The organism is Amycolatopsis bartoniae (genome assembly GCF_014191255.1).
Classification (GTDB): Bacteria; Actinomycetota; Actinomycetes; order Mycobacteriales; family Pseudonocardiaceae; genus Amycolatopsis_E; species Amycolatopsis_E bartoniae.
The window spans coordinates 1,293,787-1,318,841 of sequence record NZ_JACHWH010000001.1 but is presented as its reverse complement, the minus strand read 5'-3'; the positions used below and the strand labels follow the sequence as shown (position 1 = coordinate 1,318,841).

Below are 25,055 nucleotides of genomic sequence, written 5' to 3'. Positions count from 1 at the left end.
GCCTTCCGGGGAACACCCGGAAGGCAACCGTGATCGTCTTACGAAATCGGCCTGTCCGTCGGGCGGATGGGCGCCGGCAGGAGTTCGCGTTCCGGCACGAGGTAGCGGTCCACCGCGGCGGCCGCCGAGCGGCCCTCCGCGATCGCCCACACGATCAGGGACTGGCCGCGGCCCATGTCGCCCGCCACGAACACGTTGTCCACGCTCGTGCGGAACGCCTCGTCCCTGGCCACGTTGCCGCGCTGGTCCAACTCCACGCCCAGCGACTCCAGCAGGCCCTCCTTCTGCGGCCCGACGAAGCCCATCGCCAACAACACCAGCTGCGCCGGCAGCTCCTTCTCCGTGCCTTCGACCGGCACGAACTTGCCGCCCTCGTTGCGCACCTCGACGAGCCGCAGCGCACGCAGGTTCCCCGACTCGTCGGCGAGGAACTCCTGCGTGTTGACCGAGTACAGCCGCTCGCCGCCCTCCTCGTGGGCCGACGACACACGGAAGATCATCGGGTACGTCGGCCACGGGTGGGCCTCCGAGCGCGACTCCGGCGGCCGCGGCATGATCTCCAGCTGCGTCACCGAAAGCGCGCCCTGCCGGTGGGACGTGCCGACGCAGTCCGCGCCCGTGTCACCGCCGCCGATGACGACGACGTGCTTGCCCTCCGCCGAGATCGGCGGCTCCGCCAGCTCGCCGGCCGCGACCCGGTTCGCCCACGGCAGGAACTCCATCGCCTGGTACACCCCGGGGATCTCGCGGCCGGGGATCGGCAGGTCCCGCCACGCCGTGGCACCACCGGCGAGCACCACCGCGTCGTAGGACGATCGCAGCTCCTCCGCGGTGACGTCGACACCGACGTTCACCCCGGTGCGGAACTCCGTACCCTCCGCGCGCATCTGGTCCAGCCGCCGGTCCAGCCGCCACTTCTCCATCTTGAACGCCGGAATCCCGTACCGCAGCAGGCCGCCGATCGCGTCCGCCCGCTCGAACACCACCACGTCGTGCCCGGCGCGGGTCAGCTGCTGCGCCGCCGCCAGCCCGGACGGGCCGGAACCGACCACCGCGACCTTCTTGCCCGTCTTCGTGGCAGGCGGCTGTGGCGTGACCCAGCCCTCCTCCCACGCACGGTCCACAATGGAGATCTCCACGCGCTTGATCGTCACGGGATCGTCGTTGATCCCCAGCACGCAGGCGGTCTCGCACGGCGCCGGGCACAGGGTGCCGGTGAACTCCGGGAAGTTGTTCGTCGCGTGCAGCCGCTCGATGGCGTCGCGCCAGTCGTCGCGCCACACCAGGTCGTTCCACTCCGGGATCAGGTTGCCCAGCGGACAGCCCTGGTGGCAGAACGGGATGCCGCAGTCCATGCAGCGCCCGGCCTGCTTCTCCACCTTCGACGAGTGGAAGTCCTCGTAGACCTCGCGCCAGTCCTGGATCCGCACGAACACCGGCCGGGTCTTCGGCGTCTCTCGCGGCGTCGTCAGAAAACCCCTGGGGTCAGCCATGTGCGGCCTCCATGATCGCCTCGTTCACGTCGCGGCCGTCCCTCTCCGCCGCGGCCTGAGCCTGCAGAACTCGCTTGTAGTCGGTGGGCATGACCTTGCCGAACCGCTCGACGGCCACGTCCCAGTCCGCCAGCAGCGCGTGCGCCACCGCGGACTCCGTTTCCACGTAGTGCTTTTCGACCGCGTCACGCAGGAACTCGACGTCCTCGTCGTCCAGCGGGTCGAGGTCGACCATCTCGCGGTTGACGCGCAGCGCGGGCAGGTCCAGCACGTAGGCGACGCCGCCGGACATGCCGGCCGCGAAGTTCCGCCCGACCGGGCCGAGCACGACCACGCGCCCGCCGGTCATGTACTCGCACCCGTGGTCGCCGACGCCCTCCACGACGGCCAGCGCGCCCGAGTTGCGCACGCAGAACCGCTCGCCGACCTTGCCGCGCAGGAAGATCTCGCCCCCGGTCGCGCCGTAGCCGATCACGTTCCCGGCGATGATGTGCTCCTCGGCGGCGAACCGCGCGTTCCGGTCCGGCCGCACGATGACACGGCCGCCGGACAGGCCCTTGGCCACGTAGTCGTTCCCGTCGCCGAACAGCCGCAGCGTGATGCCCCGCGGCAGGAACGCGCCGAACGACTGGCCCGCGGTGCCGGTGAACGTCACGTCGATCGTGTCGTCCGGCAGGCCCTCGCCGCCCCAGCGCTTGGTCAGCTCCGAGCCGAGCATCGTGCCGACGGTCCGGTTAACGTTGCGCACGGGCAGTTCGAGCTTCACGCGGTCACCCGACGCGAGCGCGCCTTCGGCCAGCTGGATCAGCGTGTTGTCCAGCGCCTTCTCCAGCCCGTGGTCCTGCGAGACCACGCGGTGCCGCGCCGCCCGCGGCTCCAGGTCGGGCACGTGGAAGATCGGCGTCAGGTCCAGCCCGGAAGCCTTCCAGTGCTCGATCGCACGCCGCTTGTCGAGCAGCTCCGCGTGCCCGACGGCCTCCTCGATGGACCGGAAACCCAGCCGCGCCAGGTATTCCCGGACCTCCTGCGCGATGAATTCGAAGAAGTTCACCACGTACTCGGCCTTGCCGCTGAACTTCTCGCGCAGCTTCGGGTTCTGCGTCGCGACGCCGACGGGACACGTGTCGAGGTGGCAGACGCGCATCATGATGCAGCCGGACACCACGAGCGGCGCGGTGGCGAAGCCGAACTCCTCGGCGCCGAGCAGCGCCGCGATCACGACGTCACGGCCGGTCTTGAGCTGCCCGTCGGTCTGCACCACGATCCGGTCGCGCAGCCGGTTGGCCAGCAACGTCTGCTGCGTCTCGGCCAGGCCCAGCTCCCACGGCCCGCCCGCGTGCTTGATCGACGACAGCGGCGAAGCGCCCGTGCCGCCGTCGTGCCCGGAGATGAGCACGACGTCCGCGTGGGCCTTGGAAACACCGGCCGCGACCGTGCCGACGCCGACCTCGGACACCAGCTTGACGTGGATCCGCGCCTGCGGGTTGGCGTTCTTCAGGTCGTGGATCAGCTGCGCCAGGTCCTCGATCGAGTAGATGTCGTGGTGCGGCGGCGGCGAAATCAGCCCCACGCCCGGCGTGGAGTGCCGCGTCTTCGCGATCCACGGGTACACCTTCGCGCCGGGCAGCTGCCCGCCCTCGCCGGGCTTCGCGCCCTGCGCCATCTTGATCTGGATGTCGTCGGCGTTGACGAGGTACTCGCTCGTGACACCGAACCGTCCACTCGCGACCTGCTTGACGGCGGAACGCCGCTCGGGGTCGTAGAGCCGCTCCGGGTCCTCGCCGCCCTCACCGGTGTTGGACTTGCCGCCGAGGCGGTTCATCGCGATCGCGAGCGTCTGGTGCATCTCCTGCGAGATCGAGCCGTAGGAGATGGCGCCGGTGGCGAACCGCTTGACGATCGACGAAACCGGCTCGACCTCCTCGATCGGTACCGGCGGCCGCAGGCCCTCCTTGAAGTCGAACAGCCCGCGCAGCGTCATCAGCTTCTCGGACTGCTCGTCGACCGCGCGCGTGTACTCCTTGAAGACCTCGTACTTCCCGCTGCGCGTCGAGTGCTGGAGCTTGAACACCGTGTGCGGGTTGAACAGGTGCGGCTCACCCTCGCGCCGCCACTGGTAGTCCGCGCCGGTCTCCAGCTCGCGGTGCGACGCGCGGACGCCGTCACGCGGGAATGCGCGCTTGTGCCGCTGCGCGACCTCGTCCGCGAGCGTGGCGAAGCCGACGCCACCGAGCCGCGACGTGGTGCCGGCGAAGCAGGTGTCGATGACCTCCTCGCCGAGCCCGATCGCCTCGAAGATCTGGGCGCCGGTGTAGGAGGCCACAGTGGACACTCCCATCTTCGACATCGTCTTGCGCACGCCCTTGCCCAGGGCCTTGATCAGGTTCCGGGTGGCCTGCTGCGGCGTGACGCCGGGGATCTTGCCCCGGTGCGCCAGCTCCTCGACGGTGGCCATCGCGAGGTACGGGTTCACCGCGGCGACGCCGTAGCCGATGAGCAGCGCGATGTGGTGCACCTCCCGTGCGTCGCCGGACTCGACGATGAGCCCGACCTGTGTGCGGGTCTTCTGGCGCACGAGGTGGTGGTGCACCGCGCCGGTGAGCAGCAGCGACGGGATCGCCGCGTGCCGCTCGTCGACACCGCGGTCGGACAGCACGATGAGCCGCGCGCCGTCCTCGATCGCCTCGTCGACCTCGGCGCAGATCTGGTTCAGCCGCTCCACGAGCGCCTTGCCGTCGTCGTCGACGCGGTAGCGGCCCTGCACGGTGACCGCCTGGAACTCCGGCAGGTCGCCGTCGTCGTTGATGTGCACGAGCTTGGCCAGCTCGTCGTTGTCCAGCACCGGGAACGGCAGCACGATCTTGCGGCAGTGCTCCGGCCCGGCTTCGAGCAGGTTCTGCTCGGCGCCCAGCTGCGTGCCGAGCGAGGTCACCAGCTCCTCGCGGATCGCGTCCAGCGGCGGGTTGGTGACCTGCGCGAACAGCTGGGAGAAGTAGTCGAAGATCTGCCGCGGCCTGCTCGACAGCGGGGCGAGCGGCGAGTCGTTGCCCATCGAGCCGATCGGCTCGGCGCCGGTGCGCGCCATTGGTTCGAGGAGGGTTTCCAGCTCCTCCTCGGTGTAGCCGAAGGCCTGCTGCCGCCGCACGAGCGAGGCGTGCGTCGGCACCTCGCGCTCGCGCTCGGGCAGCTCCTCCAGGTGCACCAGGCCGTTGTCCAGCCACTCGCCGTACGGGTGCTGCGCGGCGAGCCCGCCCTTGATCTCCTCGTCGTCGATGATCCGCCCCTCGGCGGTGTCGACGAGGAACATGCGGCCCGGCTCCAGGCGTCCCTTGCGCACGATGCTCGCGGGGTCGATGTCGAGCACGCCGACCTCGCTGGCGAGCACGACCAGGCCGTCCTCGGTGACCCAGTACCGCGCTGGGCGCAGGCCGTTGCGGTCGAGCACCGCCCCGATCTGCGTGCCGTCGGTGAACGACACCAGCGCGGGGCCGTCCCACGGCTCCATGAGCGCGGAGTGGAACTCGTAGAACGCCTTGCGCGCCGGGTCCATCTCCTCGTGGTTCTCCCACGCCTCGGGGATCATCATGAGCACCGCGTGCGGCAGGCTGCGGCCGCCGAGGTGGAGCAGCTCCAGCACCTCGTCGAAGGTCGCCGAGTCGCTGGCGTCCCGCGTGATGATCGGGTAGAGCCGCCGCAGGTCACCGGGAATCAGGTCGGTGGCGAGCATGGACTCGCGCGCGTCCATCCAGTTCCGGTTGCCGCGCAACGTGTTGATCTCGCCGTTGTGCGCCACGTACCGGTACGGGTGCGCGAGCGGCCAAGACGGGAAGGTGTTGGTGGAGAACCGCGAGTGCACCAGGCCGATGGCGCTCGTCACGCGCTCGTCGGTCAGGTCCGGGAAGAACCGCTCCACCTGCGGCTCGGTCAGCATTCCCTTGTAGACGATCGTCCGCGAGGACAGACTGGGGAAGTACACGCCCTCGGGCTCCAGCGTGCGTTCGGCGCGCTTGCGCACGCAGAAGGCCAGCCGCTCCAGCGCGAGCCCGCACACGTCGGGTTCGCGCGCGGCGAGGAAGACCTGGCTGAAGTGCGGCATGACGCTCTTCGACGTCGGGCCGACGTGCTCGGGGTCCACGGGCAGCTCACGCCAGCCGAGGACGGACATGCCCTCCTCGGCGGCGATGCTCTCGATCGCGCTCATGGCACGCCCGCGTGCGGTGTCGTCGACGGGCAGGAACGCCGTGCCCACCGCGTAGTGCCCGGCCTCGGGCAGCGCGAAGTCCACGACCTCGCGGAAGAACGCGTCCGGCACCTGGATCAGGATCCCGGCGCCGTCGCCGGTATCGGGTTCGGCTCCGCGAGCACCGCGATGTTCGAGGTTGCGCAGCGCGATGAGCGCCTTCTTGACGATCTCGTGATCTCGACGGCCGGCGAGATCGGCGACGAAGGCGACGCCGCAGGCGTCGTGTTCGAACTGCGCGTCGTACAAGCCTTGGGGCTCTGTCGAACTGTGGCGGGTCACGGCTGGCCGCCTCCTTGGGCGTAGGCAGCCCGGAACTTCACTCGATCGGGCAGGTCTGAGCAGACCTGCTAACGGAGCCGTCCCGGGCCGCGATGGTCAGTCGAGAGAAAAAGACGGGCGAGGCGGCCTGGAGGGCAGACGCCATCGCCCGGCCACACATCAGCGGGTGGCCGCTCGGTTCTCGGTGTGCACGTCGTCGGGCTTGGATGGGCGCACGCGTCTGCCGCGGGTGTGGTGGGACCCGTTGCGACGGCGCGGTTGTTACTCCCGGGTTCGCCGGGTCTTATGACAGTAGTGTGAATTCAGCGTTATCGACATACGTCGTTCGTGCCGCGTGGGAAATGCCACGCGAGCGTTGACTGTTGAGCTGAACTTGATCTCGGGTCTCCGCACCGCCGCTGATCAGCGAAAACAAGCTCCCCGGCGGCCTCGTGATCGATCCACCGGGTCCTTCCGGAGCGGGGATTCGGTAACCGTAGTGTTACTTGAACCACTGTGCCGCGCGGCCCGCGGGTGCCCTCGGATCGCCGGATCGGTGTGGATAATGACGGCGTGGACGGACTTGTCATGCGCTTCCTGGGCCACTCGACAGTCCGTCTGGAGACAGCCGGCCGGGTGGTGCTCACGGATCCCGTGCTGACGGCGAACGTGGGCGGGCTGCGCCGGGTCGCGCCGCCGCTGCCGCCGGATTCCTGGGCGGGCACCGATCTCGTGCTCATCTCACACCTGCACGGCGACCACCTGCACCTGCCTTCACTGCGGATGCTGGGCACCGATGTTCCCGTCGTGGTGCCGCGCGGCGCCGGGGAGTGGTTGCGGCGCCGGGGTTTCCGGAACGTGCGGGAGCTGGGCGTCGGCGAAGGCCTTGAGGACGAGGGGCTGCGGATCACCGCGCTGCACGCCGACCACGCCGCGCACCGCTGGGGCCCGCGGTTCACGCACGGCCCGCACGCGCCCGCGGTCGGGTACCTCGTGGAGTCCGGCGGGCGCCGCGTCTACGTGGCCGGTGACACGGATCTGTACGAGGAGATGGCGGAGCTGTCCGGAATCGACGTCGCGCTGCTGCCCGTGTGGGGCTGGGGGCCGTCGCTCGGTCCCGGCCACCTCGACCCGGAGCGGGCCGCGGAAGCCGCGCGCCTCATCGAACCCACGGTCACCGTGCCGGTGCACTGGGGCACGCTCGCGGTGCCGGGGATCGCGCGGACGAAGAAGATGCGACGGCTGCTCGTCGAACCGCCCCGGCGGTTCGCGGAGGCCGCCGCCGCGCACACCGAGGTGCTCGTGACCGAGCCGGGCGAGCCCGTGCGGGTGAGCCGGTGACGCTCGCGCTGGACTGGTCGGACACGTCGTCGATCGGTTACCCCACGCTGTTCCTCGGTGTCCTCATCGGATCGATCGTGCCCGTCGTGCCCACCGGCGCGCTCGTCGGCGCCGCCGCGGCGGTCGCGATGACGACCCCGCACCTGTCGCTGCCGCTGGTGCTGCTGGTGGCCACGCTCGGCGCGATGCTCGGCGACACCGCGACGTTCGCGGTGGCGCGGCTGGGCAGCACGGCGGCTGTCCGCTGGCTCGCGCGCGGGCAGCGGCCGGAGCGGCTCGTCTCGGTGCGGGAGCGGTTCACCCGCCGCGGCTGGCAGCTCGTCGTGATCGGCAGGCTCGTACCCGCGGGCCGCATCCCGGTGCTGCTCGCCGCCGGCGCGGTGGAGTACCCGTGGCGCCGCCTGGTGCCCGCGACGCTCGCCGCCTGCGTGCTGTGGGCGGTGGCGTACGCCCTGCTCGGCGTGCTCAGCGGCGGCATCTTCGACTCACCTGTGGTGGCGACACTGCTCGCGGCGGTGCTGGTGCTGCTGGTGACGGTTGTGCTCAACCTCGTCGCCCGGTGGCGGCGGGGCCGGACGAAGGTGGACTCATGACCGAGGCGGAACGCGGCCGCCTGCTGCGGCGCGGCCGCACCGTCGCCCGCGGAGTGCTGGTGCTGCTCACCGTCGCGCTTTCCCTGCACGGGCTGGACGCGCTGCTCGACGGCTTCGAGATGCCGCGCTGGTGGCAGCCGATCGTGTGCGCGCTGTTGCTGTCGGTGCTGACGAGCGTGGTGTGGCCGCTGGTGCTGCGCGTCGCGCTGCCGGTCGCGTTGTTCACCCTCGGCATCGGCAGTTTCCTGCTGCTGGGGGCGGGCGCGTTCGCGGTGCTCGCCACGGTGCCGGGCGTGGAGGTCGACGGGCTGCGCACCGCGGTGCTCGTGGTGCTCGGCATCTCCGTGGTCAACGCGATCGTCAGCAGCGTGCTGGCCATCGACGAGGACGAGGTCTTCTTCCGGCGCGCGGTCCGGCGCAGCCGCCGCGGCCCCGGGCACCTGGCCGACCAGCCGCCCGGCGTCATCTTCCTGCAGGTCGACGGGCTCGGCTACGACGTGGTGCGGCGCGCGGTCCGCGACGGCGACATGCCCACGCTGGCGCGCTGGATCGGCGCCGACAGCCACAAGCTGACGCACTGGCAGACCGACTGGAGCTCGCAGACCGGCGCCAGCGTGTGCGGGATCCTGCACGGTTCCAACCACGACATCCTCGGTTTCCGGTGGTACGAAAAGGATCGCGACCACGTGATGGCGTGCGCCCATCCGCGGGACGCGGCGGAGATCGAGCGACGGCACTCCAATGGCCGCGGCCTGCTGGCGGTCGACGGCGCGAGCCACGGGAACCTGTTCACCGGCGACGCCCCGCACTTCAGCCTCACCATGAGCGCGGTCTCGGTGCTGCTGCCGAAAGGCTTGCGCCGCAGGCATTCCGACCGGCTGGGTGCGGGCTACTACGCGTACTTCGCCAACCCGGTCAACGCCGTGCACACGCTGGGTTCCGCACTGATGGACGTGGCGCGCGAACTGTCCGCCGCGGCGAAGCAGCGCAGGGCGGGCGTGCGGCCACGCGTCAAGCGCGGCGGGCTGTACCCGCTGGCGCGCCCGGGCACCACGGTCATCGCGCGCGACGTCGTGGTGTCGGCGGTGCTGGAGGACATGCTGGCCGGGCGCTCGGTGGTGTACGCGGACTTCCTGGGCTACGACGAGGTCGCGCACCACTCGGGCATCGAGCGGTTCGACTCGCTCGCCGTGCTGCGCGCGATCGACCAGCAGATCGGGCGGCTGCACCGGGCGGCGAAGCTCGCGCCGCGCCGCTACCACCTCGTCGTGCTGTCCGACCACGGGCAGACGCAGGGCTGGGCGTTCGCGGACCGGTTCGGCGAGTCGGTGGAGGAGCTGGTCGGGCGCCTGTGCGGCGGGCCGACGACCGAGGCCGAGGTGGCGTCCGGCGGCGGCCCCATCGCGCAGCGGCTGCGGGACCGGGCGCGCCGGGCGGGCAGGCTCGAACACCGGCCGCGGGCCGAGTCGGGGAAGCCCGCCGAGGTGACCCGCGTGGCGCCCGGCGTGGTGGTGACGGTGTCCGGGCACACGGCGATGGTGTCGTTCACCGAGCACGAGGGCCGCGTGGAGCTGGAGACCATCGAGCGCGAGTACCCGGAGCTGCTGCCCGCGCTGGTCGACCACGCCGGGATCGGGTTCCTGCTGGTGCGCAGCGGGGAGTTCGGCCCGGTGGTGCTCGGGCGCGACGGGCTGCACCGGCTGGAGAGCGGCTTCGTCGTCGGTGAGGACCCGTTGCTGCAGCTGGGCCCGCACGCGAAGGAGCTGATCCGGCGCGTCGACTCGTTCCCGCACTGCGCCGACATCATGATCAACAGCCGCTACGACCCGGAGACCGACGAGGCTTCCCCGTTCGAGCCGCACGTCGGCTCGCACGGCGGTTTCGGCGGCCCCCAGGAGCGGGGTTTCCTGCTCTACCCGAGGGAGTTCGAACCCCCGGGCGAGCTCGTGGGCGCCGAATCGCTGCACAGGCTGTTCCGCCTGTGGCTGACGAAGCTGGGCCACCCGGAGCCGGCGTAGGGGAGCCCGGCTAGTCGTTCCGCATCCCCCGCCACAGCAGGTCGACCAGCTCCATCGTCTGCGCCTTCCAGTCCTCGCCCTGCTGGAGGTACAGCAGCCCGCCGAGGCCGCGCACCAGCGTCTCCGGGCTCAGGTCCGGCCGGACGGTGCCCGCCTCGATGTTGGCCTCCAGCAGGGTCCGGACCGCGCCGACCATCGACTCGTAGGCGTGGCCGGGCAGCTCGCCCCGCGACGGCGCGGCCTTGTGCAGCGCGTTCGCGAGGCCGCGCTTGGTCATCATGTAGTACGCCAGGTGGTCGACGACCCAGACGCGGAACGCCCGCTCCGGCGGGTGCCGCTCCAGCAGCTCCGCCACGATGTCGACGAGGTGGCGCACCTCGCGCTCGTAGACGGCGAGGATGAGGGCCTCCGGGGTCGGGAAGTGCCGGTACACGGTGCCGACGCCGACCCCGGCCTGCTTGGCGATCGCGTTGAACGACAGCTCGCCGGAGTCCGCCAGCGAACACGACGCGGCGATGAGGATGAGCTCGTGGTTGCGGCGGGTGTCCGCCCTGCGCGAACTGACCGATCCGGTCACCTTTGGTGCCTCCCCGCTGCCTCTTCGGACTCCAGTCGTTGCGAACCGGATTGTAATCCGCTAGCTTGGCAGAACGAAGCGGATGACTATCCGCAACTCAGTCGAGGGCCCGGGGGAAGGGACCCAGTACATGGAAATCTCGCTCGAGATCAACGGCACCACCAGGCGGCTGGACGTCGAGCCGGGTGTCACGCTGCTCGACGCGCTGCGTGAACGGCTCGACATCACCGGCCCGAAGAAGGGCTGCGACCGCGGGCAGTGCGGCGCCTGCACCGTCCACGTCGACGGCAGGCCGGTGCTCTCGTGCCTCACGCTGGCCGCGGCCGTGCGGCGGCCCGTCACAACGGTCGAAGGACTGTCGACGGAGGACGAGCTGCATCCCGTGCAGCAGGCGTTCGTGGAGCAGGACGCGCTGCAGTGCGGGTTCTGCACGGCGGGGCAGGTCATGTCGGCCGTCGCCGCGGTGCGCCAGGACGTCGAGGACGTCCGGGAGTTCATGTCCGGCAACCTCTGCCGGTGCTCCGCCTACCCGAACATCGTCGCGGCTGTGGAACAGGTGAAGAAGGCCGATGCGACCGTTTGAACTGACTGCCCCTCCCACCATCGAGGACGCCCTCGCCGAGCCGGGCACGTTCCTGGCGGGCGGCACCACGCTCGTCGACCTCATGAAGCTCGACGTCCTGACGCCACAACACGTCCTGGATATCAACGACCTCCCGCTGCGCGGCATCGACACCACCGACGGGCTGCGGTTCGGTGTGCTGGAGCGGATGAGCGACATCGCGGAGCACCCCGGTGTGTACCCGGCGATCTCGCGCGCGCTGCTGCTGAGCGCCTCGCAGCAGCTGCGGAACATGGCCAGCATCGGCGGGAACCTGATGCAGCGCACGCGGTGCACGTACTTCCGTGACGTCGCGATGCCGTGCAACAGGCGAAACCCCGGCAGCGGCTGCTCCGCGCTCTCGGGTGCCAACCGGATGCACGCCATCCTGGGCACGAGCGACGCCTGCGTCGCCACCCACGCCAGTGACGTGGCGGTGGCCCTCGTCGCGCTCGACGCGGAGGTCGTGCTCACGAGCGCGGACGGAAACCGGGTGGTCCCGCTCGCCGGCTTCTACCGGCAGCCGGGCGAGACGCCCGAGGTGGAGCACGACCTGCGGCCCGGCGAGCTGATCACCGAGGTGCGCGTTCCGCGGCTGGACTGGGCGGCCAACTCCACGTACGTCAAGGTGCGGGACAGGCAGTCCTACGAGTTCGCACTGACCTCCGCCGCCGTGGCGCTCGACGTGCGTGACTCGCGGATCGTCGACGCACGGGTGGCGGCCGGCGGCGTGGCCACCGTGCCGTGGCGGCTGACGGCCGTCGAGGAGGCGCTGCGTGGCAAGCCGGTGACAGAACAGTCCTTCGAGGAAGCCGCGTCCGTGGCCGCCGACGGCGCGAAGCCGTTGGCGCACAACGCTTTCAAGGTGTCGCTGCTCAAGCGGACCGTCGTGCGCGCGCTGCTCGAACTGACCGAAGGGAGCCGCCGGTGACCGGCAGGCTTGATGCCCCGCTCAAGGTCGCCGGGCGGGCCAAGTACGCGGTGGACCACAACTTCCCGGGCATGGTGTACGGCTACGTGGTCACCAGCACGATCGCCCGTGGCGAGGTCGAGGCCATGGAGGTCACGGCGGCGAAGAGCGCGCCGGGCGTGCTCGCGGTGTACACGCCGTTCGACCCGCTGGAGCTGCACCAGCCGCCGCCGCTGATGATCCCCGGCGAGGCGTGGATTCCGCTGCGGAACCGGGACGTGGCCTGGTACGGCCAGCCGATCGGGTTCGTGGTCGCGGAGACCTTCGAGCAGGCGCGGGACGCGGCGATGCTCATCGAGGTCTCGTACCGCTCGCTTCCGGCGAGTACGTCGCTCGAGGACGGGCTGGACACCGCGGAGGAGGCGCCCGAGCTCCTCGGCGGCGCCCCGGCGTCCATCTCGGTGCTCGCCGACGGCGTGGAGTCCATCGAGGACGCTTTGGCGGACAGCACGGTGGTCGTGTCGGAGACCTACCGCACGGCGACGCAGAACCACGCCGCGATGGAGCCGCACTCGGCGGTCGCGGTGTGGGAGGCGGGCGAGCTGACCCTCTACAGCGGGAACCAGGGCAGCAACCTCGTCGCCGTGGAGCTGTCCGGCGCGCTGGGGCTGGACAGCTCACAGGTCCACGTGGTCAACCCGTTCGTCGGCGGCGCCTTCGGCGGCAAGGGCCGCACGTCGGTCCCGGCCTTCCTGGCCGCCGCGGCCGCCCGTGCGCTCGGCCGTCCGGTCAAGGCCGCGCTCGCGCGGGAACAGGTCTTCACCGCCACGGCCACCCGGCCCGCGACGGTGCAGAAGATCTCGCTGGGCGCGGACCGCGACGGGACGCTGCGGGCGGTCAGCCACGACTCGTGGTGCACCATCCCGCGTGGCGGGTCGTTCGTGGAGGAGACGTCACACAGCAGTTCGCTGCGGTCGTACGCCACGCCGAACCTGTCGATCAGCCAGCGGGTGGTGCCGCTCGACATCCCGCAGACCACGTTCATGCGGGCGCCGGGCGAGGCGCCGGGCTCGTTCGCGCTGGAGAGCGCGATGGACGAGCTGGCGGTCGCGCTGGGGATGGACCCGATCGAGCTGCGCCTGCGCAACAACTCGATCGCGCCGCCGGGGCAGGACCTGCAGTGGTCGAGCAAGCACCTCGACGAGTGCTTCAGCATCGGGGCGCGGCGCTTCGGCTGGTCGGAGCGCACGCCGCGGGGCCACATGGACGGGGACTGGCAGGTGGGCCTCGGGGTGGCGACGGCGATGTTCCCCGCCCTCCGGTTCCCCTCGTCGGTCGAGGTGCGGCTGAACGCCGACGAGACGGCCGTGATCTCCACCAGCGGCGCCGACCCGGGCACCGGGCTGCTCACCGTGGTGTCCACCGTGGGCGCGGAGTCGCTGGGTATCGCGCCGGACCGCATCACCCCGCGGCTGGGTGACTCGAAGTATCCGCCGGGCGGGATGTCCGGCGGTTCCACCGCGACGGCCAGCACGGGAACGGCGATCATGGTCGCCGCGGCCGAGGTGATCGACGCGCTGGTGGCGCTGGCCTCGGCGCCGGGCGCGCCGTTCGAGGGCCAGGAGGTGACGTACGCGGACGGCGAGGTCCACGCGGACGGCCGCACCATGCCGTACGGCGAGCTGTTGCGGGCGGTGGGCCGGGAGTCGATCTCCGCGGTCGGCTCGTCCGCGCCGGGCGAGGAGATGACGAAGCACTCGTTCAGCTCGTTCGGCGCCCAGTTCTGTGAGGTGAGGGTCCACCGCCTGACCCGTGAGGTGCGCGTTTCGCGGCTGCTGGGCGTGTTCGACGCGGGCCGGATCATCAACGAGCAGCTGGCGCGAAGCCAGATGATCGGCGGCATGATCTGGGGCGTGTCGGCGGCGCTGCACGAGGGCCTGGAACTGGAGCCGAACGGCCGCTTCGCGAACGCCGACTTCGCGGGCTACCTCGTGCCGGTCAACGCCGACATCCCGAAGGTCGACATCGAGTTCGTCGAGTACCCGGACACCTTCCACAACTCGGTCGGCGCGAGAGGCCTGGGCGAGATCGGCGTGGTAGGCGTAGCAGCGGCAATCGCCAACGCGGTCCACAACGCCACCGGCATCCGAGTCCGCCACATCCCCATCACGATCGAAGACCTGCTGATCGAGTAGGCGGCGAGGTGGCGCGCCGGGGAGGGTCAGTGACAGCGACACAGACCCGCCCGGCCGCCACCCCGCCCGCTCAGCGGTCAACGATGCCGCCTCGTCCACGCCAGCGGTCGGCCCAGCTGGCGATGCCCGCCCTGCCGCCCCCGCGCTCGCTCAGCGATCAACCACGCCAGCGATGGGCCCAGCTGGCGACACACGCCTGGCTGGCTCCCAGCCACGGTCATCCGGTCGGCCGACTTTGGCCATGCCCACCCGACTGATCCGCCGGGATGGCTCGGCCTCGCCCGGCGCATGGTGGCGGCCCCGTGATCGGGTCGTCGGGGCTGGCTCGCTGCCTGGCAGTGGTCTCGGGGTCGGCTCGCTTGGTGGCTGCTGGCTGATCGCCGCCACCCAGTCGAGCCCGGCTTCTGGTCTCGGCCACCGATTCAGTCCGGTTCTGCCCACCGGATGTCCAGGCCCCGCCCGCCATCCCGCGGTCCGGCTCTGGCCTTACCCGTTCGTTCCCCACGCGCACCCTCCGGTCACACCCCTGCCACCTCACCGCGCGGCAATCGGCAGCCGGACAGCCGGGGGGAGTGGCGCCGGGACCGGGTTCGCCCGGAAGGACTGCAGCATCAGGGCCGCGAAACGGCGCGACGCCGCCGCTCGCGCTGCTGGGGTCTCCGCGCGGATACCGTCGTTCGCCATCACCGCGAGCACGACGTCCTCGAACACGAAGTCCGCCCGCAGGTCGCCCGACTCCTTCGCTCGCCGGACGAGTTCGAGCAGCAACCGCAGCGCGCGCTCACGGTCGCCGGCGATGTCGAACGCCTGGGGGAGCTGCGCGACGAACGCCCGAAACCCCCGGTCGAGCGCATGCGCCTCCAGCAGCTTCTCGACCACCAGGCTGAACCCCCGCCATGGGTCGGTCTCCGCCAGGCCCTCCTCGATGACCGACGAGCACAGCGCCAGCTGTTCGGCGAACGCCTCGGTGAACAACGTTTCCTTCGCCGGAAAGTGCCGGTACACGGTCGCGACGCTTACCTGCGCACGCCGGGCGATCTCGCGTACCGGCACGTCGGGGCCCTTCGTGGCGAAGACCATCCGCGCCGCCGCGAGGATGCGCATCCGGTTGTCCTGGGCGTCGGAGCGCAGCTTTGTCACTTGGGCCGTCACCCTTCTCACTTTAGCGAAACGGACCGATCGTTCCGTTACGTTCGCGACCATGAGAACCGTCCAGTTTGCCGAGTACGGGCCGCCCAGCGTGGTCCACGTCGTCGAAGTCGAAGAGCCGCACGCCGGACCGGGAGAGATCCGCATCGCCGTACGCGCCTCGGGCCTCGGCGCGGGGGAGGTGATCCTCCGGTCCGGGAAGATGCGGGACATCGTGCCCGCGACCTTCCCGTGGCGCACGGGGTTCGACGCCGCGGGCGTGGTCGACGAGGTCGGCCCCGGGGTCACGGGCACCGCCGTCGGTGACGAGGTCTTCGGCATGACCCCCGCGCGTGGCGCCAACGCCGACTACACCGTCCTGTCCGCCTGGGCACCCAAACCGGCCGCGTGGAGCTGGGAAGAGGCGGGCGGCGCTGCGGGCAGCGTCGAGACCTCCGTCCGGGTTCTCGACCGGCTCGCGGTCGGCGCCGGGCACACCGTGCTGGTGCAGGGCGCGGCCGGCGGCGTCGGCACGGTCGCCGTCCAGGTCGCGGCCGCCCGCGGCGCCACGGTCATCGGCACCGCGAGCGAACGCAACCACGACTTCCTGCGCTCCCTCGGCGCCCAGCCGACGACCTACGGGCCGGGCCTGGTGGAACGGGTTCGCGCGCTGGCGCCGGACGGGGTGGACGCGGTGTTCGACTGCGCCGGCGGGGCACTGCCGGACCTGATCGCGATCGCCGGAAACCCAGCGCGCGTGGTCACGATCGCCGACTTCGACGCGGCCGCCCACGGCGTGCACATGTCGCACTCCGCGCCCGTCGACGAGAACAACTCGGATCTCGCGGGCGCCGACCCGCTGGCCCTGCACGCGCTGGACATCGCGGTGAAACTGGCCGCGGAGGGCCGCCTGCGCGTGCCGGTCGCGGCGGCCTTCCCACTGGCCGAGGCCGCGGCAGCGCACGAGCTGAGCGAGAGCCGACACGCGCGCGGGAAGATCGTGCTGGTGAGCTGATCCGGCGAGGCCGCAGCGCACGAGCTGAGCGAGGGGCGCGTTCGCGGGTGACCGTGCTGGCTGTGGCTCGCCAGTGCCGAGGCCGTGGTGGCGGCCAACCTGGAAGAGAACCAGCCTCCCGTGGGAAGGTCGTGCTGGTGAGCTGATCCGGTCAGGCCGCGGCGCACGAGCTGAGCGAGGGGCGCGCTCGCGGGTGACCGTGCGGGCTGTGGCTCCCCAATGCCAAGGCCGTGGCGGCCAACCTGAGCGAGGGCGGCACGTTGGCGGGAAGCTCGCGCGGGTCACCTGATCCCCGTACCGCGGGCCGGGGTGCCAAGGCAACCGCGCCCAAGCCAGGGCCAGTACGCCCGCGCCCCGGCGCAAGGGGGCCGCCGCCAAGACCCGAACCGCGGCGGGCCCCTACGCCGTGAACACCGCCGTCACGGTGCCGAGCTCGCCCATGTCCGCCACCACCGTGTCGCCCGCCGTGACCGGGAACGCCCTGGTCATCGAGCCCGGCAACACCACGTGCCCCGGCTCCAGGTCGATGCCCAACGGCCCGATGGTGTTCGCCAGCCACACCAGCGCGTTGACCGGTGAACCGAGCACCGCCGCGCCCGCACCGGTCGCCACCAGCTCACCACCCAGCTGCAGCGTGCAGCCCACCAACCGCAAGTCCACATCGGACAACAACGTCGGCTTGCTGCCCAGCACCACGCCGCCCGAGGAGGCGTTGTCCGCGATCGTGTCGACGATCGAGATGTTCCAGTCGGTGATCCGCGACGCCACGATCTCCAGCGCGGGCACCACGAAGTCGACCGCCCGCAGCGCGTCCGCCACCGTCACCCCGGGCCCGGACAGCGGCTTGCCCAGCACGAACGCGATCTCCGGCTCGATCCGCGGCTGCAGGAAGCCCGCGGCGGGAATCGGCTGGTGTTCGAGGGAGAACATGCCCGCCAGCAGGTGCCCGTAGTCCGGCTGGTCCACGCCCATCTGCTCCTGCATCGCCCGGGACGCGAGGCCCACCTTGTGCCCCTTGACGACGTCCCCGCCCGCGACCCACGCACGCACCTGCTCCTGCTGGATCCGGTAGGCGTCCGCGACGGTCGCCTCCGGGTGCGACGCGATGACCGGATCGGTCGGCTCGCCCTTCTCGTACGCCAGCAGCAACCGGTTGGCGACTTCCCGCACCGCGGCTGTTTCCATGCTCACAGCCAACTCCCCGCGCCCGCGCCGGGCAAGACCGGCGTCCCGCCAGGCGGCACAATGAACGACGTGCAGGACACCCTTCGGACCCTTTTGGGCAAGCAGGACGCGGCCTTCGACGCGGGCACCCTCGCGCTCTACACCACCGACGCCTCCAACTACCGGCACACGCCACTGGGCGTGGTACTGCCGCGGACGGTCGACGACGTGGTGGCCGCCGTCGCAGCCTGTCGCGAGGCCGGGGCGCCGGTGATCGCCCGGGGCGGGGGCACCAGCATCGCGGGCAACGCGTGCGGCCCCGGCGTGGTCCTGGACACCTCCCGCCACCTGCGTGGGGTACGCGAACTGGACGCACAGGCACGAACCGCCCGCGTCGCACCCGGCACCGTGCTCGACGACCTGCAGGCCGTAGCCGCCCCGCACGGCCTGCGGTTCGGGCCCGACCCGTCCACGCACAGCCGCTGCACCCTCGGCGGCATGATCGGCAACAACGCCTGCGGCTCGCACTCCGTGGCGTGGGGTCGCACCGCCGACAACGTCGAAAGCCTGGACGTGCTGCTCTACGACGGCACGCGGATGACGGTCGGTGCCACGTCACGGTCCGAAGTGGACCGTCGTGCCGCCTTGCCGGGCACGGAAGGCCGGGTGTACCGCGAACTGCGGGACCTGGTGGACGGCAACCTCGCACTGCTGCGCAAGGAACTGTCGACGTGGGGCCGTCGCGTGTCCGGGTACGGGCTCGAACACCTGTTGCCGGAGAACGGTTTCAACGTCGCCCGTGCGCTCGTCGGCAGCGAGGGCACCTGCGTCGCCGTGCTCGACGCCACCGTGCGGCTCGTCGAACTGCCGAAGCACAAGGCGCTGGCTGTGTTCGGCTTCGAGTCGGACATCGCCGCCGCCGACGCCGTGCCCGCGATCCTCGAACGAAAACCGCTCACCGTCGAGGGGCTGGACGTCGAGCTGGTCCGGCTCACCAGCTCCGGTGGCGAGGACCTCCCCGACGGCAACGCCTGGCTGATGGTCGAGCTGACCGGCGACACCCTCGACGAGGCACGCGACAGGGCGCACGAGGTGGCGCGCGAGCTGCGCCGGCCCCACGTCGTGCTCACCGATCCGGCCGCGCAGCGACGCCTGTGGCGCATCCGCGAGGAGGGCGCCGGGCTCGCGACGCGGATGGCCGACGGGTCCGAGGCGTGGCCCGGCTGGGAGGACGCCGCGGTCCCGCCCGAGCGCCTTGGCTCGTACCTGCGGGAGTTCAAGCAGCTGCTCGCGCGGCACGGCCGCAAGACCGTGGTGTACGGCCACTACGGCGAGGGCTGCCTGCACATGCGCATCGACTTCGACCTGCTGTCCCGGCCGGGGCAGGAGAACTTCCGGGCGTTCCTGGAGGACGCGGCCGACCTGGTGGCCGCGCACGGCGGTTCGCTGTCCGGTGAGCACGGCGACGGGCAGGCGCGCTCGGAACTGTTGCCGCGCATGTACAGCCCCGAGGTGATGGCGCTGTTCGAGCGGTTCAAGGGCATCTTCGACCCCGACGACCGGATGAACCCGGGCGTGCTCGTGCGCCCCCGCCCGGTCGACGCCGACCTGCGGGTGCGCGCCGCGACGATTCCGGTGGCGCTGGGTTATCCGCGCGACCACGGCAGCTTCGCCGAGGCGATGCGCCGGTGCGTCGGCGTCGGCAAGTGCCGCAACACCGGCGGTGGTGGCGTGATGTGCCCGAGCTACCGCGCGACGAGGGAGGAGAAGCACTCCACGCGTGGGCGCGCGCACCTGCTCGCGGAGATGATCAACGGCGAGCTCGTCACCGACGGCTGGCGCTCGGAGGAGGTGCGGGACGCGCTGGACCTGTGCCTGTCGTGCAAGGGCTGCCTCTCGGACTGCCCCGTCGACGTCGACATGGCGACCTACAAGGCGGAGTTCCAGCACCAGCACTACAAGGGCAGGTTGCGCCCGCTGTCGCACTACTCGATGGGCTGGCTGCCGCTGTGGCTGCGGTTCTCTGCGCTCGCGCCGCGGTTCGCGAACGCCGTGCTGCGCCGCCCGCGCGTGGCTGCGCTGGTGAAGCGGCTCGGTGGGCTCGCGCCCGAGCGGGAGCTGCCGAAGTTCGCCGACCGGCCGTTCACCCGTTCGCGCAAGCGGACTTCCGGCGGCAAACCGGTCGTGCTGTGGCCGGACTCGTTCAACAACTTCCTCACCCCGGAGGTCCTGCACGCCGCCACCGAGGTGCTGGCAGCCGCCGGATACGACGTGGTGGTGCCGGAACAGAACGTCTGTTGTGGACTGACGTGGGTGTCCACGGGGCAGCTCGGCGTGGCGAAGCGCGTGCTGCGCCGGACGTTGTCGGTGCTCAAGCCGTACCTCGACGCCGGGTACGAGGTCGTGGGACTGGAGCCGAGCTGCACGGCGTTGTTCCGCGGCGACCTCGGCCACCTGCTGCCCGGGGACACGACGGCCGAGCTGCTGGCCCAGCGCACGCGCACGCTCGCCGAGCTGCTCGCCGACGCCGAACTGCCGTTGCGGGACCTGGACCTCGACGCGATCACGCAGGTGCACTGCCACCAGCACGCGGAGCTGGGCTTCAGGGCCGACGAACGGCTCATGGCGCGCGCGGGCATCCGGAACTCCACTTTGGACTCCGGTTGCTGCGGCCTCGCGGGCAACTTCGGGTTCGAGCGCGGGCACTACGACGTGTCGGTCGCGGTGGCGGAGGACCGCATGCTCCCCGCGATCCGCGAGGCGGCACCGGACACCGTGGTCATTTCCGACGGTTTCAGCTGCCGCACGCAGATCGCCCAGGAGGCCGACCGCAGGGCGGTCCACCTGGCGGAACTGCTGCGCGACGCGCTCGAATAGCGGATTTTCTGCTTGTCAACAATCCGCTAGACAGATTGTGTGACTGTTGCCTATCCCTTCAATCAGACAATCGGACTTGACCTGGACGAGGCGTACGCCGCGGCCCGCGACGCCGAGGGCATGATCCGCGTGCAGCTGCCGTACGGGGAACCGGCCTGGCTGGCCACCCGCTACGCCGACGCGCGCTTCGTGCTGGGGGATCAGCGGTTCAGCCGCGCGATGTCCGCGGAACGCGACGCGCCTCGGCTGAACCCGGGCATGCGGCCGGGCGGCATCCTGCAGATGGACCCGCCCGACCACACCCGCCTGCGCCGCCTGGTCGCCAAGGCGTTCACGATCCGCCGCGTCGAGCAGCTCCGGCCGCGGGTCCGCGAGCTGTCCGAGCGCTTCCTCGACGAGATGGTGGCCCAGGGCGCGCCGGTGGACCTGGTCGAGAACTTCGCACTGCCGATTCCCGTCGCCGTCATCTGCGAGCTGCTCGGCGTGCCGGTGGAGGACCGGCCGCGGTTCCGGGTGTGGAGCGACGCGCTGCTGTCGACCAGCCGGCTCACGCCCGAGGAGTTCACCGCCAACCAGGAGGAGCTGCGCGACTACATGCGCGGCCTCGTCGCGCAGCGGCGCGCGAAACCCGCCGACGACCTGATGTCGGACCTCATCGCCGCCCGCGACGAGCAGGACAAGCTCACCGAGCTGGAACTCATCGATCTGTGCCGCGGCATCCTCGTGGCCGGGCACGAGACCACCGCGAGCCAGATCCCCAACTTCGTCTACGTGCTGCTCGAACGCCCCGAGAAGTGGGCGCAGCTGTGCGACGACCCGGAGCTGGTCAAACCGGCGGTCGAGGAGCTGCTGCGGTTCGTGCCGCTCGGTGCCGGCGCGAGCTTCCCGCGCTACGCCAAGGAAGACGTGGAGGTGGGCGGGGTCGTGGTGAAACGCGGTGAGCCGGTGCTGGTCGCCGTCGGCGCGGCGAACCGGGACGGCCTGCGCTTCGCCGACGCGGAGGACATCCGGTTCGACCGCGAGGAGAACCAGCACCTCGGCTTCGGCCACGGCGTGCACCACTGCCTCGGCGCCCCGCTCGCGCGGGTGGAGCTGCAGGAGGCGATGCGGACGCTGGTCACGCGCCTGCCGACGCTCCGGCTGGCGGGCGACCCGGTGTGGAAGACGGAGATGATCGTCCGCGGTCCCCGCACGATGCCCGTGGCCTGGTGAGGATCCACCACGCGAAAAGCCCGGCCTCCCCGTGACGGGGAAGGCCGGGCTCCTTCGTGAGAATCCCTACGGCAGCAACAGGAACGCCAGGCCGTTCGGCGAGCCGAGGCCGGTGACGTTGTCGTAGCCACTCGTCGTGTGGATCGTCAGGTTCGGGTAGTCGAACGTCCGCGCCGAGGTGATCAGCCCGTCGGAGGCGTCCACCGAGTTGGCGTAGTCGACCCGCTCCACCGCGCCGTCGACGTGCTTGACGTCGCTGATCGCCGGCGTGCGCGAGGCGACCTGGTAGGCCAGCGGGTTCAGGAACCCGTGGTGGAAGTGGGACAGGCTGTCCGACACCGCCACGATCCCGGCGAGAACCGGCGACGCGAGGCTGGTGCCGCCGATGCGGTACTGGTCGTAGTGCACACCCTCCGGGAAGGTCTGCGTCTGCCCGACCAGGAAGCCGGTGTTGGGGTCGCCGACCGCCGAGATGTCCGGGACGACGCGGCCCTTGTGGTTGCCGTGCTGGTTCTGCGTCGACAGCGCGTCCGGCACGATCCCCTTCTGGTAGAAGGGCTGGTCGAACAGCACGCTGGTGCCGCCGCCGGAACCGCTGGTGTACGCCCCGGGCGGGCCGGGCACGTACGCGCCGTTGGTCAGGACGCTCTTGCCGGTCTCCCAGCCGGTCTCGAACAGCTTCCTGCCGTCCTTGCCGACCGCGAGGCTGGTGCCGCCGACGGCGGTCACCCACGAGTCCGAAGCGGGGAAGTCCGCGGCCGGGTGGCCCAGTCGCGCGGCCTCGTCACCGTTGTCACCGGAGGAGAAGAAGACGCCGATGCCCTCCAGCGCGGCCTGCACGGCGATCTGGGTCCAGACCTTGACCTCGGAGGCGGGGATGTCCTCGCCGGTGTCACCGTAGGAGTTGCTGATGATGTCGGCGCGGTGACCCGCGACGATCCAGTTCAGCGCCGAGTCCAGCGACGCGTCCTGGCAGTCGGCACCGCCGACGTAGAGGATGTTCGCACCGGGCGCGAGCCCGTGCACGGCCTCCACGTCCAGCGTCTGCTCGCCGTACCAGCCGGCGGCATCACACTGGTCCGGCGCCTCCTGGCCCGGGGTGGCCGGGAAGACCTTCTCCGAGAACTGCGACGTCAGCAGCGGGTGCGCCGGGTCGTTGCGCCTGGCGTACTCGGCCGCGTCGGCGTACAGGGTCGGCGAGGCGAAGGCGTCGACGATCGCGACCGTCGTGCCCTTGCCGTCCGCGGGGACCTTGTCGACGCCGTAGGCCGAACGCAGCTGCGCCGGCGTGTAGCCGCAGGGGGCGTACGGCAGGTTCTTGCCGCCGTAGGCCGGGTCGGTGGTATCGACCTTCTCGCCGTAGTAGGTGCTGCACGGCGGGGCGTTGCGGAAGCCGTCGGACGGCGGCACGTCGTTCGGGGTGCCGTCGGTGTGCTGCGGCTTGAGCAGCTGGGTGGCCTGGTCGACGCCGACGACGCCGAGCACCTGGCCGGACAGCGCGGCCGGGACGGAAAGCTCCTTGTCCGCCGCGCGCAGCACCTGGCCGTCGACCTTGTACTTGGCGAGGTCGACGCTGAACGCCTTCTCCACCTGGTCGGCGGTGCCGGAAGCCTCGACGTACGCCTTGTTCGACGGCACGTCGCCGATCGAGAAGCCGCTGCCGGCCAGCCAGTCGCGCACCGACTTCACGGTGGCGTCGGTGGCGGCGAACCTGTCGGTGACCTGCGCCGGGGTGAGGTACTGCCGGTAGGTCTTGCTCGACGGGTCACTCACGGCCTGCGCCACGGACTGCGCACCGGCCTGGTCGCGCATCGCCAGGTAGACGCGGAAGTTCAGCTTCGACGACGGCGTCGTCTCGGCGACCTTCGCCTGGGGCGTGGCCCAATCCGGGTGGGACTGCGGGATCACCGCACGGCCCTGCGCGGAGGCCACGGCCGGTGCCGCGACGGCCGCGCCACCCGCGAGGGCGAGCGAAACGAACAGGGTCAGAGCTCTTCGCACTGGGGACTTCCCCTCTTGACGAGACAGCGGAACTGCCGAGAGATTAAGCGTGAAAACCGGCCAGGGGAAGATGAAAACCGTACCGAAAGCAAAAGTCCGGTTTCCGCACTTGGTAGGGAAACGGGCAAATCACCCGTAAGTGGAGAAACGGTCTCACGGGACTTTCCGCCCTGTCGAAAATCCATAGTGGACCACAGTTTTCCGTGTCAGGCTCGCTGGTGTGACCATCGAACGCCGCAACCCGCCCGGCCTCCACCCGACCCCCGGCTACCACCACGTGACCAGTGTCGAAGCCGCGCGGCTGGTGTTCCTCGCGGGGCAGTGCCCGCTCGACGCCGACGGGCGGATCGCCCCTGACCTGCTCGGCCAGACCGATCAGATCGTCGCCAACACGCTGCTGGCACTGGAGGACGCGGGCGCGACGCCCGAGGACGTCGTCCGTACGGTGATCTACGTGGCGAGCAGCGAACGGGCGGAGCTTTCGGCGGTCTGGGACCGGCTCACCGGGTCCGCGCTCGGCCGCGCCTTCAGCACCGCGAGCACCCTGCTCGGCGTCACGTGCCTCGGATTTCCGGGTCAGCTGGTCGAGCTCGACGTCACCGCCGCCCTAGCCTGACCCCATGCCCGATGACGCCGCCCTCACCTACACGTCCTACCTCGCGCTCCAAGAGGTCCTCGCCGCACAACGGCCACGCTCCGACGAGCACGACGAGATGCTGTTCATCGTCATCCACCAGGTGTACGAGCTGTGGTTCAAGCAGTTGCTGCACGAGGTGCGCTACCTGCAGCAACGCCTGGAGGCGGGCGACACCGCGCGGGCGGTACGGACGCTGCGGCGGATCCTGACGATCCTCAAGGTCGTGGTGGCGCAGATCGATGTGCTGGAGACGATGACGCCGAGCCAGTTCGCGAGCTTCCGAGCCCGGCTCGACGCGGCCAGCGGTTTCCAGTCCGCGCAGTTCCGCGAGCTGGAGGCCGTGCTGGGCCGCCGCGACGAGCGCGCGTTCGAGCACTACGCGGCGGACGACCTGGGGCGACAGCGGATCATCGAGGCGATGGCGCGGCCTTCGCTGTGGGAGTCGTTCCAGTCCTACCTCAAGGCACACGGCTACGAAGGCGACCTGCCGCGCGTCTACGCGGACGACGAGGGGCCCGCGCTGGTCGCCGAGCACCTGGTGGACCTCGACGAGGGGTTGCAGGAGTGGCGCTACCGGCACGTGAAGATGGTCGAGCGGACCATCGGCGACAAGGCGGGCACGGGTGGCTCGTCGGGCGCGGAGTACCTGCGCGCCACGTTGTTCCGGCCGGTGTTCCCCGAACTGTGGGCCATCCGCCGCGATCTCTAGTGGGCCGCCGCCGGTGGCGCTAGGTTGCTGGGTGAGCGGGGAAGATCTTCCGGCTCACCACAACCGAAACCGCGCCGGCGCCA

Annotated in this window: 17 protein-coding genes; 11 read left to right on the top strand and 6 right to left on the bottom strand. The window is 71.0% G+C overall.

Annotation, left to right across the window (positions count from 1 at the left end; translation table 11 throughout):
• Positions 1-38: 38 nt before the first annotated feature.
• Complete coding sequence (locus tag FHX82_RS06440; protein ID WP_145934729.1) at positions 39-1,493, bottom strand: glutamate synthase subunit beta; 1,455 nt, start codon at positions 1,491-1,493, stop codon at positions 39-41.
• Entirely contained in the window at positions 1,486-6,015 is a 4,530-nt protein-coding gene (gltB, locus tag FHX82_RS06435; protein WP_145934728.1) for a glutamate synthase large subunit, read from the bottom strand. The genes FHX82_RS06440 and gltB overlap by 8 nt, the downstream gene beginning before the upstream one ends.
• Before the next feature lie 552 nt (positions 6,016-6,567).
• Between gltB and FHX82_RS06430 the strand changes: the two genes are divergently transcribed.
• Genes FHX82_RS06430 through FHX82_RS06420 form a run of 3 tightly spaced genes read left to right on the top strand, consistent with a single transcriptional unit; the run spans position 6,568 to position 9,946 of the window.
• Positions 6,568-7,335, top strand: coding sequence for an MBL fold metallo-hydrolase (locus FHX82_RS06430; protein ID WP_229880527.1), 768 nt, complete (start codon positions 6,568-6,570; stop codon positions 7,333-7,335).
• 8 nt (positions 7,336-7,343) lie between these two features.
• Positions 7,344-7,928, top strand: a complete 585-nt coding sequence (locus FHX82_RS06425) for a DedA family protein (protein ID WP_145934765.1) — start codon at positions 7,344-7,346, stop codon at positions 7,926-7,928.
• On the top strand, positions 7,925-9,946 hold the full coding sequence (locus tag FHX82_RS06420) for a phage holin family protein (protein WP_145934727.1): 2,022 nt from the start codon (positions 7,925-7,927) through the stop codon (positions 9,944-9,946). The genes FHX82_RS06425 and FHX82_RS06420 overlap by 4 nt, the downstream gene beginning before the upstream one ends.
• 10 nt (positions 9,947-9,956) lie before the next feature.
• On the opposite strand, the gene FHX82_RS06415 is transcribed toward FHX82_RS06420, so the two are convergent.
• Positions 9,957-10,523, bottom strand: a complete 567-nt coding sequence (locus tag FHX82_RS06415) for a TetR/AcrR family transcriptional regulator (RefSeq protein ID WP_145934726.1) — start codon at positions 10,521-10,523, stop codon at positions 9,957-9,959.
• 130 nt (positions 10,524-10,653) lie between these two features.
• Between FHX82_RS06415 and FHX82_RS06410 the strand changes: the two genes are divergently transcribed.
• From FHX82_RS06410 to FHX82_RS06400, 3 genes are read left to right on the top strand one after another with little or no spacing between them, the layout of a single operon-like run.
• A complete protein-coding gene (locus FHX82_RS06410; RefSeq protein WP_145934725.1) occupies positions 10,654-11,106 on the top strand; it encodes a (2Fe-2S)-binding protein in 453 nt (150 codons plus the stop codon).
• Entirely contained in the window at positions 11,093-12,055 is a 963-nt protein-coding gene (locus FHX82_RS06405; protein WP_145934724.1) for an FAD binding domain-containing protein, read from the top strand. The genes FHX82_RS06410 and FHX82_RS06405 overlap by 14 nt, the downstream gene beginning before the upstream one ends.
• Positions 12,052-14,229, top strand: a complete 2,178-nt coding sequence (locus FHX82_RS06400; RefSeq protein ID WP_145934723.1) for a xanthine dehydrogenase family protein molybdopterin-binding subunit — start codon at positions 12,052-12,054, stop codon at positions 14,227-14,229. Before FHX82_RS06405 ends, FHX82_RS06400 begins: the two co-directional genes overlap by 4 nt.
• Positions 14,230-14,763: 534 nt before the next feature.
• On the opposite strand, the gene FHX82_RS06395 is transcribed toward FHX82_RS06400, so the two are convergent.
• On the bottom strand, positions 14,764-15,381 hold the full coding sequence (locus FHX82_RS06395) for a TetR/AcrR family transcriptional regulator (RefSeq protein WP_145934722.1): 618 nt from the start codon (positions 15,379-15,381) through the stop codon (positions 14,764-14,766).
• A 49-nt stretch (positions 15,382-15,430) separates the two neighbouring features.
• Between FHX82_RS06395 and FHX82_RS06390 the strand changes: the two genes are divergently transcribed.
• Positions 15,431-16,372, top strand: coding sequence for an NADP-dependent oxidoreductase (locus tag FHX82_RS06390; protein WP_145934721.1), 942 nt, complete (start codon positions 15,431-15,433; stop codon positions 16,370-16,372).
• Between the two features lie 399 nt (positions 16,373-16,771).
• On the opposite strand, the gene FHX82_RS06385 is transcribed toward FHX82_RS06390, so the two are convergent.
• Positions 16,772-17,557 carry a 2-keto-4-pentenoate hydratase gene (locus FHX82_RS06385; RefSeq protein ID WP_145934764.1) on the bottom strand — a complete coding sequence of 262 codons (786 nt, stop codon included), beginning with the start codon at positions 17,555-17,557 and terminating at the stop codon, positions 16,772-16,774.
• 60 nt (positions 17,558-17,617) lie between these two features.
• On the opposite strand from FHX82_RS06385, the gene FHX82_RS06380 reads away from it, so the two are divergent.
• Positions 17,618-20,413, top strand: coding sequence for an FAD-binding and (Fe-S)-binding domain-containing protein (locus FHX82_RS06380; protein ID WP_145934720.1), 2,796 nt, complete (start codon positions 17,618-17,620; stop codon positions 20,411-20,413).
• Positions 20,414-20,452: 39 nt separating this feature from the next.
• A complete protein-coding gene (locus FHX82_RS06375) occupies positions 20,453-21,625 on the top strand; it encodes a cytochrome P450 (protein WP_229880531.1) in 1,173 nt (390 codons plus the stop codon).
• Positions 21,626-21,691: 66 nt separating this feature from the next.
• Here the strand turns inward: FHX82_RS06375 and FHX82_RS06370 are convergent, their stop codons facing one another.
• Positions 21,692-23,626, bottom strand: a complete 1,935-nt coding sequence (locus tag FHX82_RS06370; RefSeq protein WP_145934719.1) for a S53 family peptidase — start codon at positions 23,624-23,626, stop codon at positions 21,692-21,694.
• Positions 23,627-23,846: 220 nt separating this feature from the next.
• Here FHX82_RS06370 and FHX82_RS06365 point away from each other — a divergent pair, with 220 nt between their 5' ends.
• On the top strand, positions 23,847-24,242 hold the full coding sequence (locus FHX82_RS06365) for a RidA family protein (RefSeq protein ID WP_145934718.1): 396 nt from the start codon (positions 23,847-23,849) through the stop codon (positions 24,240-24,242).
• A 4-nt stretch (positions 24,243-24,246) separates the two neighbouring features.
• Positions 24,247-24,972 (top strand): tryptophan 2,3-dioxygenase, encoded by a 726-nt coding sequence (locus tag FHX82_RS06360; RefSeq protein ID WP_145934717.1) that lies wholly within the window; start codon positions 24,247-24,249, stop codon positions 24,970-24,972.
• Positions 24,973-25,055 lie beyond the last annotated feature (83 nt).